This window comes from Bacillus sp. NH11B (assembly GCF_001884205.1).
Classification (GTDB): domain Bacteria; phylum Bacillota; class Bacilli; order Bacillales; family Bacillaceae_G; genus Bacillus_A; species Bacillus_A proteolyticus.
In genome coordinates this window covers 1-14,806 of record NZ_MAOG01000026.1, presented here as the reverse complement: position 1 = coordinate 14,806, position 14,806 = coordinate 1, and the positions used below count along the sequence as shown (strand labels likewise).

Sequence of the window (14,806 nt, the reverse complement as noted above, 5' to 3'; positions counted from 1 at the left end):
GGACCTTGTCCCTGTGAGAGTAGGACGTCGCCAAGCAACTAAAAACACAAGTCTTTTGACTTGTGTTTTTTTATTTCCCATGAAATAGGCCCGGTTCTGCTAGTAAAAACGCTGAAATATAGTAAGGGATTTTTTGAGCAGAAATATTAAGAAATTGATAAATAAATGGGTAGTCTTCAGAGCCATAGCTTCCAAGTAAGTCATACCACCAATCCGTTTCATACCTAGAAATCATGCTTAAATTATAGAGCAATAAATAATGAACGAGAAGTTCGGGTAATACGGGTTTAGGATTTCTAGGGTCAGTCGTAAGTGGTAAATAATAAGTATTAGAAAGCTGTTCATGGTATAAAGGAGTACTATACATAGGATTCCATGATTGAATAGGCGCTGAAAAAAATACATTCGATGCATCATTTTTTTCAGGTACGTGTTGTATTGATAAGTGTTTACAAGTTGTTTCAATATAACGAGAAAATCTCTCTTTAGTCATATGTAATCGATCTAGTATGTTGACTGGAAAGGAGAGCTCATTTTTATTTGTTGAATTGATTTTATATAATGTTGTTCCTTTTTGACTATAACGAAATAAATGTTGTAACTCAGGAATTTTCCCCAGTAACTCTAACATGTTAAACTTTTCTGTTTCCAAGTGTTTCATGTGAAACAGTTGTTCTGCGGCATGAGTAAATAGTCCATTTTTCTGTATTTTCACTTCATCTTCTAAAAATTGATATCCCTGTTTTTTTCGCTTACGGGTCGTCACCCCGTGTGCTAAAACAGTTGTTGATTCGGGATAGTTTGGATTAACGGTTAATAAACAGGCTTTAAAAAGTTGACCCATTCCATAAAATAACAACATTGGCTGAATGGAAAATGGAGCTGTCTTATATAATTCATAATAATTTTTACCGTGTTCTAAGTAATAAATAAACGGATAACAATTTTCAAAACTTTTTTTTTCGGCATCTTGAATCGAGGATTTTTCATAACAACGGGCAAGATAATGTTGTACATTTTGAGATGAAAAGAAGAAACTTAATTGTTGCCAAGCACAAGATGTATGATGCATATATTACGCTCCTTTTATTGTCTAAAAATTCTAACATATATATACGTCCTTGACAGTATTTTAACCAATTGATAAGCTACTAATAATAATTTCTGGTATCATGGGGGGAACAATTATGTGGGAATCTAAATTTGTTAAAGAAGGTTTGACTTTTGATGATGTATTACTTGTACCAGCAAGGTCAGATATATTACCAAGAGAAGTAAGTGTTAAAACAGTTTTATCTGAAAGCTTACAGCTAAACATCCCGTTAATTAGTGCAGGAATGGATACAGTAACAGAAGCTGATATGGCCATTGCAATGGCTCGCCAAGGTGGTTTAGGAATCATTCATAAGAATATGTCTATTGAACAACAGGCAGAGCAGGTTGATAAGGTAAAACGCTCTGAAAGCGGCGTTATTTCAGATCCTTTCTTTTTAACTCCAGAACATCAAGTATACGATGCAGAACACCTTATGGGAAAATATCGTATCTCAGGTGTGCCAGTTGTAAATAATTTAGATGAGCGAAAATTAGTCGGTATTATTACAAACCGTGATATGCGTTTCATCCAAGACTACTCAATCAAAATTTCTGACGTAATGACAAAAGAACAGTTAATTACAGCTCCAGTTGGTACTACACTGGAAGAAGCTGAAAAGATCCTACAAAAGTATAAAATTGAAAAGCTCCCTCTTGTTGATAATAACGGTGTATTACAAGGGCTTATTACAATAAAAGATATTGAAAAGGTAATTGAATTTCCAAACTCTGCAAAAGATAAGCAAGGACGCTTATTAGTTGGAGCGGCAGTTGGTGTAACGGCGGATGCCATGCTTCGTATTGACGCATTAGTAAAAGCAAGCGTAGATGCAATTGTACTTGATACAGCTCATGGACACTCTCACGGCGTTATTGAAAAAGTAAAAGAAGTTCGTGCAAAATATCCATCATTAAACATTATCGCTGGAAATGTTGCTACAGCTGAAGCAACAAAAGCATTAATTGAAGCTGGTGCAAACGTTGTTAAAGTTGGTATCGGACCAGGTTCTATTTGTACAACACGCGTTGTAGCTGGCGTTGGTGTACCACAATTAACAGCAGTTTATGATTGTGCGACTGAAGCTCGTAAACACGGCATTCCAGTTATTGCAGATGGCGGTGTTAAGTACTCTGGTGATATGGTTAAAGCTTTAGCGGCAGGAGCACACGTTGTTATGTTAGGTAGTATGTTTGCCGGTGTAGCTGAAAGCCCTGGAGAAACTGAAATTTACCAAGGTCGTCAATTTAAAGTATACCGTGGAATGGGTTCTGTTGGAGCAATGGAAAAAGGAAGTAAAGATCGTTACTTCCAAGAAGGAAACAAAAAACTTGTTCCAGAAGGTATTGAAGGACGAGTACCATATAAAGGACCTTTAGCAGATACAGTTCATCAATTAGTTGGTGGATTACGTGCAGGTATGGGATACTGCGGAGCACAAGATTTAGAATTCTTACGTGAGAATGCACAATTTATTCGTATGTCGGGTGCTGGTTTACGTGAAAGCCATCCTCACCATGTGCAGATTACAAAAGAGGCTCCAAACTACTCATTATAATGTCTTATATGTAAATAGACGGAGATTTGATATCTCTGTCTATTTTTTTTTGATTATGTTAGAATAACGGTTATGTGAGTACATAGATATTGGGGGTAGCAAAAGTGAAAGGTATGTTTTGCAAAAGATTCATTGCGTTGGTAACAGTGCTTACAATAGCTTGTAGCATGCTTGTACCATATAGCAATGCATCAGCAGAAACAGGAGCCGCTTTAAACATTGAAGCAGGTGCGGCAATTTTAGTAGAAGCGAATTCTGGGAAAATTTTATATCAAAAAAATGCAGATGAGTTATTATCAATTGCTAGTATGACAAAAATGATGAGTGAATACCTAGTGAACGAGGCAGTTGCGAAAGGGAAACTAAAATGGGATCAGAAAGTTAAGGTTTCTGAATATGCGTATAACATTTCGCAAGATCGTTCATTATCGAATGTGCCTCTACGAAACGGTGAGTCTTATACAGTAAAAGAGTTATACGAAGCAATGGCCATTTATTCTGCTAATGGTGCAACAATAGCGCTAGCTGAAGCGGTTGCTGGAAAAGAAGTAGAATTTGTAAAAATGATGAATGATAAATCGAAAGAGTTTGGATTAAAAAATTATAAGTTTGTAAATTCTACAGGCTTAACGAACAAAGATTTAAAGGGACACCATCCTGAAGGGACAACTCCAGATGAAGAAAATAAAATGTCTGCGAGAGATGTAGCAATTTTAGCACAACGTCTTATTCAAGATTTCCCTAAAACATTAGACATAGCAAAAATTTCAAAAAAAGTATTCCGTGAAGGTACTCCGGATCGAATCGAAATGTCTAACTGGAACTGGATGTTAAAAGGGCTAATTAAGGAATATGAAGGCGTAGATGGCCTGAAAACAGGATCAACTCCAGAAGCAGGAGATTGTTTCACTGGTACGATTGAAAAAAATGGTATGCGTTTCATTTCTGTAGTTATTAAAACAAACTCTCATACAGCAAGATTTGATGAGACAAAGAAATTATATGATTATGGATTTGCTAATTTTGAAATAAAGAAAATGTATGAAAAAGGTTCTTCGGTCAAAGGAAAAGAAACAGTAAGAGTAGAAAATGCGAAAGATAAAGATGTAGCAGTTCAAACGAGACAAGCTGTTTCACTTCCAGTGCCAAAAGGAAGTAAAGATGTTTATAAAACAGAATTTAAAGAAGGAAATAAGGGACAAGAAGCACCTATTAAAAAGGGAGGTTCACTTGGCCAAATGGTAATAACGCCGAAAGATGGTAATGATCCTGGATTTTTATCAGGAAAATCATTGCAAGTTGACCTTGTAACAAAATCTGAAGTAGAAGAAGCAGGTTGGTTTACACGTTCTATGCGCGGAATTGGTTCTTTCTTTGGTGGTATGTGGAATAGTGCTGTTGATACAGTAAAAGGTTGGTTTTAAAAGCTCCTCATTGTAGGAGCTTTTTCTTATTCCTATTTTTCATACCGACTTTATGAAAAAGTAGTGGACAAGCATCAGATAGTTAGTGGTAGAATGTAAGAGTATTCTTAATTTTCTTCTTTAACGGGGAAAGCAATTCACCTAGGGGGGTTTTTGTACATGACAAATGTAACAGGGACAGAACGTGTAAAACGTGGAATGGCAGAAATGCAAAAAGGCGGCGTTATTATGGACGTAATTAACGCTGAGCAAGCAAGGATTGCAGAAGAGGCAGGCGCAGTTGCTGTTATGGCATTAGAGCGTGTACCTGCAGATATTCGTGCAGCAGGTGGCGTTTCTCGTATGGCAGATCCAACAATTGTTGAAGAAGTTATGGGTGCTGTGTCAATTCCGGTTATGGCAAAATGCCGTATCGGTCACCTTGTAGAAGCACGTGTATTAGAATCATTAGGGGTAGACTATATCGATGAGAGTGAAGTATTAACTCCTGCTGATGAAGTATACCATTTAAATAAACGTGATTACACAGTTCCGTTTGTATGTGGTTGCCGTGATATCGGAGAAGCTGCACGTCGTATTGCAGAAGGTGCATCTATGCTTCGTACAAAAGGCGAACCAGGAACAGGAAACATTGTAGAGGCAGTGCGTCATATGCGCCAAGTCAATGCAGAAATCCGTCAAGTTGCAAGTCTACGTGAAGATGAGTTAATGACATATGCAAAAAATACTGGTGCTCCTTATGAAGTACTACTTGAAATTAAACGCCTTGGTCGCTTACCAGTTGTAAACTTTGCAGCAGGTGGTGTAGCAACACCAGCAGATGCAGCGTTAATGATGCAACTTGGTGCTGATGGTGTATTCGTTGGATCTGGTATCTTCAAATCAGAGAACCCAGAGAAATTTGCACGTGCAATCGTTGAAGCAACGACTCATTATGAAGATTACGAACTAATTGCAAGCCTTTCTAAAGGATTAGGTAATGCAATGAAGGGTATCGAAATTTCAACGTTATTACCAGAACAACGCATGCAAGAGCGTGGGTGGTAATTAAAGGAGATTCTTTAAAATGGTGAAAATCGGTGTACTAGGTCTTCAAGGTGCAGTTCGTGAGCATGTAAAATCAGTTGAAGCAAGTGGTGCAGAAGCTGTGGTTGTAAAGCGTATAGAACAACTTGAAGAGATTGATGGTCTTATTTTACCAGGCGGTGAAAGTACAACAATGCGCCGTCTTATTGATAAGTATGCTTTCATGGAGCCTCTTCGTACATTTGCGAAGTCTGGTAAACCAATGTTTGGTACATGTGCAGGAATGATTCTTCTTGCGAAAACACTGATTGGCTATGAAGAAGCACATATTGGTGCTATGGATATTACAGTCGAGCGCAATGCGTTCGGACGTCAAAAAGATAGCTTTGAAGCCGCGCTTTCAATGAAAGGTGTGGGGGAAGACTTTGTTGGTGTATTTATCCGTGCTCCGTATGTTGTAAATGTAGCTGATGATGTGGAGGTACTTTCTACGCATGGCGATCGAATGGTAGCGGTAAGACAAAATCAGTTTTTAGCTGCTTCTTTCCATCCAGAATTAACGGACGATCATCGTGTAACAGCATACTTTGTCGAAATGGTAAAAGAGGCGAAAATGAAAAAAGTTGTATAAGTAACTTGCAACTTGTATAAGATTATAGTAAATTGATGGTAACAATTTTATAAAATAAGCGTGTTGATAGGAAGTAGTAACAGATGTTGTTTCTTATAGAGAGTCGATGGTTGGTGGAAATCGATAGAAACAGTTTGTGAATCCATCCTGGAATGGAATGTGGAATATCTTTGGATTAGTAAGCATTCCCGGTGAAGAGCCGTTATTTCTACTTGAGAGGAAAGCGGTAGTGCTTTCAACTAGGGTGGCAACGCGGGTTAACTCCCGTCCCTTTGTATAGGGACGGGAGTTTTTTGTGTTTTATAAAATAAAAGGAGGAGTATATAATGCTTGATATTAAATTTTTACGTACGAATTTTGAAGAAGTAAAAGCAAAATTACAGCATAGAGGCGAAGATTTAACAGATTTTGGTCGCTTTGAGGAACTTGATACGAGAAGAAGAGAGCTACTTGTTCAAACAGAAGAACTAAAAAGTAAACGTAACGAAGTATCTCAACAAATTTCAGTATTAAAGCGTGAAAAGAAAGATGCGGAAGCTCTAATTCTAGAAATGCGTGAAGTTGGGGAAAAAGTAAAAGATCTTGATAATGAGCTTCGTACAGTTGAAGAAGATTTAGAGCGATTAATGCTATCTATCCCAAATATCCCTCATGAATCTGCTCCAGTAGGTGAAACAGAAGATGATAACGTAGTAGCACGTGATTGGGGAGAAGTGAAAGAATTTACTTTTGAGCCAAAACCACATTGGGATCTTGCTACAGATTTAGGGATTTTAGATTTTGAACGTGCTGGGAAAGTAACAGGAAGTCGCTTTGTATTTTACAAAGGTGCTGGTGCAAGACTAGAACGTGCTTTAATTAGTTTCATGCTTGATCTTCATACTGACGAGCATGGATATGAGGAAGTATTACCTCCTTATATGGTAAACCGTGCAAGTATGACAGGAACAGGGCAACTTCCAAAGTTTGAAGAAGATGCATTCCGTATTGAAAGCGAAGATTATTTCTTAATCCCTACAGCTGAAGTACCTGTAACGAATATGCATCGTGATGAGATTTTAAGTAAAGAGCAATTACCGATACGATATGCTGCATTTAGCTCTTGCTTCCGTTCTGAAGCAGGTTCTGCGGGTCGCGATACACGTGGTTTAATTCGTCAACATCAATTTAATAAAGTTGAGCTTGTAAAGTTCGTGAAACCAGAAGATTCTTACGAAGAGTTAGAAAAATTAACAAATGATGCAGAGCGCGTGTTACAATTATTAGAGTTGCCATATCGCGTTATGAGCATGTGCACAGGAGATTTAGGCTTTACAGCAGCGAAGAAATACGATATTGAAGTATGGATTCCAAGCTATGGCACATATCGTGAAATTTCTTCTTGTAGTAATTTCGAGGCTTTCCAAGCGAGACGTGCAAATATCCGTTTCCGTCGCGAGCCAAACGGAAAACCAGAACATGTTCATACATTAAACGGATCTGGTCTTGCAATTGGACGTACGGTTGCAGCTATTTTAGAGAACTACCAGCAAGAAGATGGTACAATTATAATTCCAGAAGTTCTTCGCCCTTATATGGGAGGAAAAACAGTTATTAAGTAAATTTAAACATTCATCGGTATGAGTGATTGGTAATTATGAGCGTTGTCATTACTATAATGTAGGAGAGGGAAAGTAAAATTTTCCTTTCCTCATAATTTATTTTAGTAGGGTTGACTAACTGTTTTTCTTTTGATATTATATTTGATGTCAATATGGAGGTATACCCAAGTCTGGCTGAAGGGATCGGTCTTGAAAACCGACAGGCGGCGAGAGTCGCGCGGGGGTTCGAATCCCTCTACCTCCTCCAGATATAATTGACAACAGCGCATATAAGTGGAGATTGGAGAACTCGTTACCAACACGTAACGAGTTTTTATTTTAAAACCAATCATAAAGTATGGTGTAAGGCGATTTTGTCCTTATTACACACTCATATTCCGATGATTATCTTCATAGATATGAAAGGAGTCAACATGGATCTTATTATACAAACGTTTCCTTTAGATGGAAAAACTTTATATTATGTACAATGTCCTGTCTGTAAGAACAATAGAATTTTAAACAGTGGTGCAAACGTGTCACGCATTATAAGCGATGATACATTCCGTAAACTTTGTGGTTGTACTTGTGATGTAAAACAAGTTGCGAGTAAAGTAGAGGTACCAAAAAAGGTTGAAAAACCAGCTGTAAAGAAAGAAGCAGCTCCAAAACGTACAGGTAAAGTATTAACAGCAGTAATTAACGGGAAAGAAATGACTGTTAAAGAGATTGCTGAAACATATGATATTAGTACAAGTACTGTTCGTCAGCGTATTAACGCTGGAAAACCTGAGAGTGAAATTATTGCTCCAACAAAGAAGAAGTAATTTAATAGGAAAACCCGTGCATATGCACGGGTTTTTTATTTTACAAGTTTACGTGTTTGTTTTAAAAAATGGCCAATTTTTTTAATGATTGGTTCGATTGAATCGCCATCTTTTAAAATATCGTATTCATTAATATTTAGTCGTAAAACAGGGCATGAATTAAAGTCATTAATCCAATTTTCGTAACGTCCATGCATCTCTTTCCAATACTCAATTGGTGTTTGTTGTTCCATTGGACGTCCTCGTTCTTGGATGCGGTCGACAATATCATCGAAAGAACCTTCTAAATAAATTAATAAGTCTGGATGTGGGAAGTAAGGAGTCATGACCATAGCATCAAATAAACCTTTGTATGTTTCATAATCAGTTTCTGTCATTGTACCCTTTTCGTGATGCATTTTTGCAAAAATACCAGTGTCCTCATAAATAGAACGGTCTTGGACAAAACCGCCACCATATTCAAAAATTCTTTTTTGTTCTTTAAATCGTTCTGCTAAAAAATATACTTGTAAGTGAAAGCTCCAGCGTGTGAAATCAGCATAGAACTTGTCCAAATATGGATTGGAATCTACTTTTTCGAAAGATGTACGATAACCTAAAGCGTTAGCTAATGCAGTTGTCATAGTTGATTTACCGACACCTACTGTTCCAGCAATAGTGATAACTGCATCATTTGGTATATCATATTTTTGCCTTAAATTCATTATTATTTCGACTCCTTCAAGAGAGTATTTTGAAGAGTGGATAAGATGACATTTAAATCATCAGGATTTCTTACAAAATCCATATCGTCTCCGTTAAACTTCAATACTGGAATATCTGGATGGTCCTTTTTGAAAGCATCCATTGCTGTCTCGTAATCTTTTGTAAGCTGTAGCAAATAATTTGGATCCATATTTTTTTCGAATTCTCTTCCGCGCATCGCAATTCGTTTTTGTAATGTTTCTAGGCTCGCTGTTAAATAAACGATGACATTTGGTACAGGCATATCTTGAGTAAGGATACGATAAATTTGCATGTACTTGTCATATTGAGAATCTTTTAATGTACGGGATGCAAAAATTAAATTTTTGAATATATGATAATCTGCTACTACAGGCTTCCTTTGATCCAAATACTTTATGTTAATATCCTCTAGTTGTTTGTATCTATTACAAAGAAAGAACATCTCTGTTTGAAAACTCCATTCGTCGATGTCTTCGTAGAATTTTCCTAAAAAAGGATTTTCATCAACAATCTCTTTTAGTAAGTGGAGTTGCATGTGAGTTGAAATTTCCTTCGCAAGTGAAGTTTTTCCAACACCAATTGGTCCTTCAACCGTGATAAATGGTACTCCGGTCACGCTGTTTCCTCCTTTCAACCAGTGATTTACCGTGACTACTAAAAACACAAAACAGAATTATTGTAGCACAAGAGGGGAGCGAGCGGGTTAATTTGATATAAAAAGTTAGAAAATAGATATATGTATTAATTAATTTTTATTTGAGATGACGGTACTATATTTGCTTTTAATGTGGCTTCCATTATTTTTAAAGCATGCAGGTTATCCTGATCGTGATTAGAGGCAATACAGTCCTGTGGTACATACAGTGTATAATTTCTCATATGAGCATCGTTAGCTGTAAAGAGGATACATATATTCCCAGCGACTCCTGTTAATATTAGATTTTCTATTTTTAAATAGCCTAATAAAGAATTTAAAGGTGTTTCATAAAAAGCAGAGTAATGTGGTTTAATAAAAATGTAATCATCAGAATCTGGAGCAATCTTATGAATGATATTTTCACTATACTCATTTGTACAATGAGTAATCAGTTGGTCAATATCAGATCTCCAAAGTTGATAATGGTCATTAATATAAATTATGGGGTAGCCAAAGGATTTCATTGTTTTCTTTAATTGTAAAATAGGATTTGTTATAATTTCGCATTTTTTGGCTAGGGTGGGACCGTGTGAAAATTGAAAGTCATTAATCATATCGATAATGAGTAAGGCAGTATTCTTCATATGTAATCCCCTCTCTTTTTTCTTAGGGTGGATTGAATTTGTAAAAGTTATCCCATGTGTAGTAAATGGAAATAAGTGTACTTTATTTGTAATGAAAGGACTATGGTATGGAACACGATCAAGATATTTATTTTATGCAGTTAGCAATAGAAGAGGCTAAAAAAGCAGAGGCAATACAAGAAGTACCAATTGGTGCAGTTATAGTGTTAGATGGTGAAGTAATTAGTGTTGCTCATAATTTAAGGGAAACTGAGCAAAGATCAATAGCTCACGCTGAGTTGTTAGCTATTGATGAGGCATGCAAAAAATTAGGGACATGGCGCTTAGAAGATGCAACATTATATGTAACATTAGAACCTTGTCCAATGTGTGCAGGTGGAATTGTATTATCACGCGTAAAAAGGGTTGTATATGGTGCGAGCGATCCGAAAGGTGGATGTGCAGGTACATTAATGAATCTTTTAACCGATGAGCGTTTTAATCATCAATGCGAAGTGGTGGCTGGTGTACTAGAAGAAGAATGTGGTACGTTGTTAACGAATTTTTTTAGAGAGCTTCGTAAGAAAAGAAAAGAAGCGAAAAAATTAGAGAAAAGTAATACGAACTAACGTATTTGCATTTTGTAAAAAAACAAGTTATACTGATAATGTCTTTAATGAAGGCAACCGAATATTGGTTTTAACTTTGCCGTGCTAAGCGGGGAGGTAGCGGTGCCCTATACTCGCAATCCGCTCTAGCGAGGCCGAATCCCTTCTCGAGGTTATGTTGCTGTAAGGTCTGCCTTAAGTAAGTGGTGTTGACGTTTGGGTCCTGCGCAACGGGACCCCGTGAACCTTGTCAGGTCCGGAAGGAAGCAGCAATAAGCGGGTCTTCTCGTGTGCCGCAGGAGTGCCTGAACCGAGCTAACTGCTTGAGTAACGCTTATGGTACGTAATCGACAGAAGGTGCACGGCAGTTATATATGTATACAAAACTCACCTTAATACTAAGGTGGGTTTTTTGTATAGAAAATAACTTTTGGAATCTATAAACAGAATGGGTTATAATAAATGAGATAATAACCTTTGAGGGAGGCCGTATTTTCGTGTCATACCAAGCGTTATACCGAACATGGAGACCGCAAAAGTTTGGAGATGTAGTCGGTCAAAAGCACGTGACAAAAACGTTGCAAAATGCCCTTCTTCAAGAGAAAGTTTCACATGCTTATGTATTTTCTGGTCCAAGGGGAACAGGGAAAACGACAATTGCAAAAGTATTTGCAAAAGCAATTAACTGTGAACATGCTCCGGTAGCTGAACCTTGTAATGAATGTCCTTCTTGTTTAGGAATTACACAAGGATCTATTTCAGATGTATTAGAAATTGATGCGGCTTCAAATAACGGTGTAGATGAAATTCGAGATATAAGAGATAAAGTAAAATATGCTCCAAGTGCTGTGAAATATAAAGTATACATTATTGATGAAGTCCACATGCTTTCTATGGGTGCCTTTAACGCGCTTTTAAAAACGTTAGAGGAGCCGCCAGGACATGTTATCTTTATTTTGGCGACAACAGAGCCGCATAAGATTCCACCGACAATCATTTCACGTTGTCAACGCTTTGAATTTCGAAAAATATCAGTAAATGATATCGTTGAGAGATTATCTACGGTTGTGACAAATGAAGGTACACAAGTAGAAGATGAAGCGTTACAAATCGTCGCACGTGCCGCTGAAGGTGGTATGCGTGATGCATTAAGTTTGATTGACCAAGCGATTTCTTATAGTGATGAGACTGTGACGAGTGAAGATGTTTTAGCTGTAACGGGTTCTGTTTCTCAACAATACTTAGGTAACTTAGTAGAATGTATACGTGAAAATGATGTATCAAGAGCATTACGTATTATAGATGAAATGATGAGTAAGGGGAAAGATCCAGTTCGTTTTATGGAGGATTTCATTTACTACTATCGTGATATGCTTTTATATCAAACTTCACCACAATTAGAACATATGTTGGAAAGGGTAATTGTAGATGATCAATTCCGTACATTAAGTGAAGAAATGCAACCGGAAGTAATCTATGAAATTATTCATACCCTTAGTAAGGGACAACAGGAGATGAAGTGGACAAACCATCCACGGATTTTCTTAGAAGTTGTTATGGTGCAATTGTGTCAACAGTTTATGATGCAGGCAAATGGTACAGATCGTTTGCAAGCAATTATGAACAGGATGCAGCAATTGGAGAAAGAGTTAGAGCAAGTTAAAAAGAATGGTGTGCCAGCTGGTGTACAGCAGGAAGTAAGAGAGACGCGTGCGACACCAAAACCAGTACGAACAGGAAGTATGAAAATTCCTGTCGGACGCGTGAATGAAGTGTTAAAGCAAGCAAAGCGTCAAGACTTAGAACAGTTAAAAGCTGTATGGGGTGAGTTGTTAGGACGACTCAAGTCATATAACAAAGTAGCGTTTGCTGTTTTATTAGAAAATAGTGAGCCGGTAGCAGCTTCAGATGATACTTATGTGTTAGCATTTCAATATGAAATCCATTGTAAAATGGCAAGTGAAAATCGAGAAGCGATGGATACATTGGAACAGACTCTTTTTGAATTGCTAAGTAAAAGGTTAAACATGATTGCTATCCCAAAAAGTGAATGGGGTAAAATTCGCGAAGACTTTTTACAACGCGAAGGCGGGGATTCTGAAGAAAGCCCAGAACAAAAAGAAGACCCTCTTATAGAAGAAGCTGTAAAATTAGTAGGGCAAGAACTTATCGAAATAAAAGAGTAATAATAATTAGGAGGAATTAATTATGATGCGTGGCGGAATGGGAAATATGAATAACATGATGAAACAAATGCAAAAGATGCAAAAGGACATGGCAAAGGCGCAAGAAGAGCTTGGTGAAAAAACAGTTGAAGGTACAGCTGGTGGCGGAATGATTACTGTTATTGCAAATGGTCATAAGCAAGTTCTTGAAGTGAAAATTAAAGAAGAGGTTGTAGATCCAGAAGATATCGAAATGTTACAAGACTTAGTATTAGCTGCAACGAACGATGCACTTAAAAAAGCTGACGAACTTTCAAATTCTACAATGGGTAAATTTACAAAAGGCTTAAACTTACCAGGTGGAATGTTCTAGGAGGATATTGATATATGCATTATCCAGAACCGATATCAAAATTAATTGATAGTTTTATGAAATTGCCAGGAATCGGACCGAAAACAGCGGTTCGACTGGCGTTCTTCGTATTAGATATGAAAGAAGATGATGTGTTAGGTTTTGCGAAAGCACTTGTGAATGCGAAGCGAGATTTAGCGTATTGCTCTGTATGTGGGCATATCACTGACCGCGATCCTTGTTATATTTGTGACGATTCGCATAGAGATCAATCGGTTGTTTGTGTAGTACAAGAGCCGAAAGATGTAATTGCCATGGAAAAAATGAAAGAGTATCAAGGTGTATATCATGTGTTACGTGGTGCGATTTCTCCAATGGAGGGAATTGGACCGGAAGACATTAATATCCCACAACTCTTAAAGCGACTGCAAGATGAAACGGTACAAGAAGTGATATTAGCAACAAACCCTAATATTGAAGGGGAAGCTACAGCGATGTATATATCCCGCCTCTTAAAGCCTACAGGTATTAAAGTAACTCGTATTGCACACGGTCTACCGGTTGGTGGAGATTTAGAATATGCAGATGAAGTGACACTGTCGAAAGCGCTAGAAGGCCGCAGAGAAGTATAAGAGGAGAAACAAAAATGTTCTTTCAAAAAAAGGGTAAATTGCGTAAAGAGTACGATGATAAGTTAATTGTACTATTGGAAAAAGTAAAGAATGAATGGTTACGACAGAAGAGAATGGTTGAACAAAGTGTAGAACCATCTCCAGATGTACTTTGTTCTTTGAAAATAGCAGAGGCGAAATATTTCTTCTTGTTAAAAGAAGCGAAGCGTCGTCCTGTGAAGATGGAACAATGGTAAAAAGGTCCTGCTTATTGAAGCAGGACCTTTTTACTTTTTATCTTCAAGTTTGTTGACGGTAGTACAGCGTTAATTGAAAGGAGGGGTGGAATTAGTTGATAGCCGGTATGCGTAGGATCTATTTTAGGGAGATGAAGTGATAGGAGTTATGCTTATATGTTCTTTTTTATTGTCTTGTCCCATACAAATAAATATGTATAGGTCATTCATAAGGAGGAAAAAATGAATTCTACAATTATTATTGTTGGTATTCTTTCTTTAGTTTTTATTTTTCTTGTTTTTGGTGTTTCATCCAAACCAATACGTTTTATAGGAAAAGCCCTCTTTCATGTTACTTTAGGTATAGCGTTATTATTCGGAGTGAATGTAGCAGGTTCATATTTTGATTTTCATATTCCGATTAATATAGGAACAGCTACTGTATCGAGTTTATTAGGGGTTCCGGGTGTTGCTGCATTGGTAATTATTAAGCTATATATAATGCCAAGATAAAATTATTTTGGCATTTTTTAAAAAAGCGTTGACTTATCAATCATTAATATGATAAATTAATAAGCGTCGTCAGGAACGAAAGAAAAAAGTTGTTGACAGATTTAACTCGAAATGTTAAATTATAAAAGTCGCTGAAACGCGATGTTGAACTTTGAAAACTAAACGAAACAAACAACGTGAAACGTCAATTTTTATT

The 14,806-nt window shown here is 37.1% G+C and carries 16 protein-coding genes, 1 tRNA gene, 1 other RNA gene and 1 other annotated feature; of the genes, 14 read left to right on the top strand and 4 right to left on the bottom strand.

The features are described from left to right. Positions 1-70: 70 nt before the first annotated feature. Complete coding sequence (locus BAU27_RS06420) at positions 71-1,072, bottom strand: YaaC family protein (protein WP_071770410.1); 1,002 nt, start codon at positions 1,070-1,072, stop codon at positions 71-73. Between the two features lie 115 nt (positions 1,073-1,187). Here BAU27_RS06420 and guaB point away from each other — a divergent pair, with 115 nt between their 5' ends. The 7 genes from guaB to BAU27_RS06385 all read left to right on the top strand — a co-directional run bounded on the left by guaB (position 1,188) and on the right by BAU27_RS06385 (position 8,139). Next, the gene (gene guaB, locus BAU27_RS06415) at positions 1,188-2,651 is read left to right on the top strand and encodes an IMP dehydrogenase (protein ID WP_000264087.1); all 1,464 of its coding nucleotides are present in this window, start codon (positions 1,188-1,190) and stop codon (positions 2,649-2,651) included. 113 nt (positions 2,652-2,764) lie between these two features. Further along, positions 2,765-4,075: a D-alanyl-D-alanine carboxypeptidase family protein gene (locus tag BAU27_RS06410; RefSeq protein WP_175546525.1), complete on the top strand. Its 1,311-nt coding sequence runs from the start codon at positions 2,765-2,767 to the stop codon at positions 4,073-4,075. A 159-nt stretch (positions 4,076-4,234) separates the two neighbouring features. Further along, entirely contained in the window at positions 4,235-5,122 is an 888-nt protein-coding gene (gene pdxS, locus BAU27_RS06405) for a pyridoxal 5'-phosphate synthase lyase subunit PdxS (RefSeq protein ID WP_000186161.1), read from the top strand. A 19-nt stretch (positions 5,123-5,141) separates the two neighbouring features. Continuing rightward, entirely contained in the window at positions 5,142-5,732 is a 591-nt protein-coding gene (gene pdxT, locus BAU27_RS06400; protein WP_071744333.1) for a pyridoxal 5'-phosphate synthase glutaminase subunit PdxT, read from the top strand. A gap of 54 nt (positions 5,733-5,786) precedes the next feature. Beyond that, positions 5,787-6,007: a binding site (T-box leader), on the top strand. Positions 6,008-6,058: 51 nt separating this feature from the next. Further along, the gene (gene serS, locus BAU27_RS06395) at positions 6,059-7,333 is read left to right on the top strand and encodes a serine--tRNA ligase (protein ID WP_071744332.1); all 1,275 of its coding nucleotides are present in this window, start codon (positions 6,059-6,061) and stop codon (positions 7,331-7,333) included. A 154-nt stretch (positions 7,334-7,487) separates the two neighbouring features. Then, a tRNA-Ser gene (locus tag BAU27_RS06390) sits at positions 7,488-7,580 on the top strand. Between the two features lie 166 nt (positions 7,581-7,746). Then, the gene (locus BAU27_RS06385) at positions 7,747-8,139 is read left to right on the top strand and encodes a sigma factor-like helix-turn-helix DNA-binding protein (RefSeq protein WP_000364207.1); all 393 of its coding nucleotides are present in this window, start codon (positions 7,747-7,749) and stop codon (positions 8,137-8,139) included. Between the two features lie 35 nt (positions 8,140-8,174). Here the strand turns inward: BAU27_RS06385 and BAU27_RS06380 are convergent, their stop codons facing one another. The 3 genes from BAU27_RS06380 to BAU27_RS06370 all read right to left on the bottom strand — a co-directional run bounded on the left by BAU27_RS06380 (position 8,175) and on the right by BAU27_RS06370 (position 10,146). Then, the gene (locus BAU27_RS06380) at positions 8,175-8,843 is read right to left on the bottom strand and encodes a deoxynucleoside kinase (protein ID WP_001053582.1); all 669 of its coding nucleotides are present in this window, start codon (positions 8,841-8,843) and stop codon (positions 8,175-8,177) included. Positions 8,844-8,845: 2 nt separating this feature from the next. Then, positions 8,846-9,481, bottom strand: coding sequence for a deoxynucleoside kinase (locus BAU27_RS06375; RefSeq protein WP_071744330.1), 636 nt, complete (start codon positions 9,479-9,481; stop codon positions 8,846-8,848). A gap of 125 nt (positions 9,482-9,606) precedes the next feature. Beyond that, the gene (locus BAU27_RS06370; protein WP_071770409.1) at positions 9,607-10,146 is read right to left on the bottom strand and encodes a cysteine hydrolase family protein; all 540 of its coding nucleotides are present in this window, start codon (positions 10,144-10,146) and stop codon (positions 9,607-9,609) included. Between the two features lie 107 nt (positions 10,147-10,253). Between BAU27_RS06370 and tadA the strand changes: the two genes are divergently transcribed. From tadA to BAU27_RS06330, 7 genes are all read left to right on the top strand, one after another. Next, the gene (gene tadA / locus BAU27_RS06360) at positions 10,254-10,754 is read left to right on the top strand and encodes a tRNA adenosine(34) deaminase TadA (protein ID WP_071744327.1); all 501 of its coding nucleotides are present in this window, start codon (positions 10,254-10,256) and stop codon (positions 10,752-10,754) included. A gap of 79 nt (positions 10,755-10,833) precedes the next feature. After that, positions 10,834-11,098, top strand: an RNA gene (gene ffs / locus BAU27_RS06355) — signal recognition particle sRNA large type. A gap of 132 nt (positions 11,099-11,230) precedes the next feature. Further along, positions 11,231-12,919, top strand: a complete 1,689-nt coding sequence (dnaX, locus tag BAU27_RS06350; RefSeq protein ID WP_071770408.1) for a DNA polymerase III subunit gamma/tau — start codon at positions 11,231-11,233, stop codon at positions 12,917-12,919. Positions 12,920-12,944: 25 nt separating this feature from the next. After that, the gene (locus BAU27_RS06345) at positions 12,945-13,271 is read left to right on the top strand and encodes a YbaB/EbfC family nucleoid-associated protein (RefSeq protein WP_170956690.1); all 327 of its coding nucleotides are present in this window, start codon (positions 12,945-12,947) and stop codon (positions 13,269-13,271) included. Between the two features lie 14 nt (positions 13,272-13,285). After that, positions 13,286-13,882 (top strand): recombination protein RecR, encoded by a 597-nt coding sequence (recR, locus tag BAU27_RS06340; RefSeq protein WP_000559165.1) that lies wholly within the window; start codon positions 13,286-13,288, stop codon positions 13,880-13,882. A gap of 14 nt (positions 13,883-13,896) precedes the next feature. Continuing rightward, positions 13,897-14,118: a YaaL family protein gene (locus tag BAU27_RS06335; protein WP_071744325.1), complete on the top strand. Its 222-nt coding sequence runs from the start codon at positions 13,897-13,899 to the stop codon at positions 14,116-14,118. A gap of 222 nt (positions 14,119-14,340) precedes the next feature. After that, positions 14,341-14,610: a pro-sigmaK processing inhibitor BofA family protein gene (locus BAU27_RS06330; RefSeq protein WP_001089266.1), complete on the top strand. Its 270-nt coding sequence runs from the start codon at positions 14,341-14,343 to the stop codon at positions 14,608-14,610. The last annotated feature ends 196 nt before the right edge of the window (positions 14,611-14,806 follow it).

Coding starts and splice junctions, on each gene's coding strand:
- BAU27_RS06420 (WP_071770410.1), bottom strand. CDS start 1,072: ATGCATCATACATCTTGTGCTTGGCAACAATTAAGTTTCTTCTTTTCA.
- guaB (WP_000264087.1), top strand. CDS start 1,188: ATGTGGGAATCTAAATTTGTTAAAGAAGGTTTGACTTTTGATGATGTA.
- BAU27_RS06410 (WP_175546525.1), top strand. CDS start 2,765: ATGTTTTGCAAAAGATTCATTGCGTTGGTAACAGTGCTTACAATAGCT.
- pdxS (WP_000186161.1), top strand. CDS start 4,235: ATGACAAATGTAACAGGGACAGAACGTGTAAAACGTGGAATGGCAGAA.
- pdxT (WP_071744333.1), top strand. CDS start 5,142: ATGGTGAAAATCGGTGTACTAGGTCTTCAAGGTGCAGTTCGTGAGCAT.
- serS (WP_071744332.1), top strand. CDS start 6,059: ATGCTTGATATTAAATTTTTACGTACGAATTTTGAAGAAGTAAAAGCA.
- BAU27_RS06385 (WP_000364207.1), top strand. CDS start 7,747: ATGGATCTTATTATACAAACGTTTCCTTTAGATGGAAAAACTTTATAT.
- BAU27_RS06380 (WP_001053582.1), bottom strand. CDS start 8,843: ATGAATTTAAGGCAAAAATATGATATACCAAATGATGCAGTTATCACT.
- BAU27_RS06370 (WP_071770409.1), bottom strand. CDS start 10,146: ATGAAGAATACTGCCTTACTCATTATCGATATGATTAATGACTTTCAA.
- tadA (WP_071744327.1), top strand. CDS start 10,254: ATGGAACACGATCAAGATATTTATTTTATGCAGTTAGCAATAGAAGAG.
- BAU27_RS06345 (WP_170956690.1), top strand. CDS start 12,945: ATGCGTGGCGGAATGGGAAATATGAATAACATGATGAAACAAATGCAA.
- recR (WP_000559165.1), top strand. CDS start 13,286: ATGCATTATCCAGAACCGATATCAAAATTAATTGATAGTTTTATGAAA.
- BAU27_RS06335 (WP_071744325.1), top strand. CDS start 13,897: ATGTTCTTTCAAAAAAAGGGTAAATTGCGTAAAGAGTACGATGATAAG.
- BAU27_RS06330 (WP_001089266.1), top strand. CDS start 14,341: ATGAATTCTACAATTATTATTGTTGGTATTCTTTCTTTAGTTTTTATT.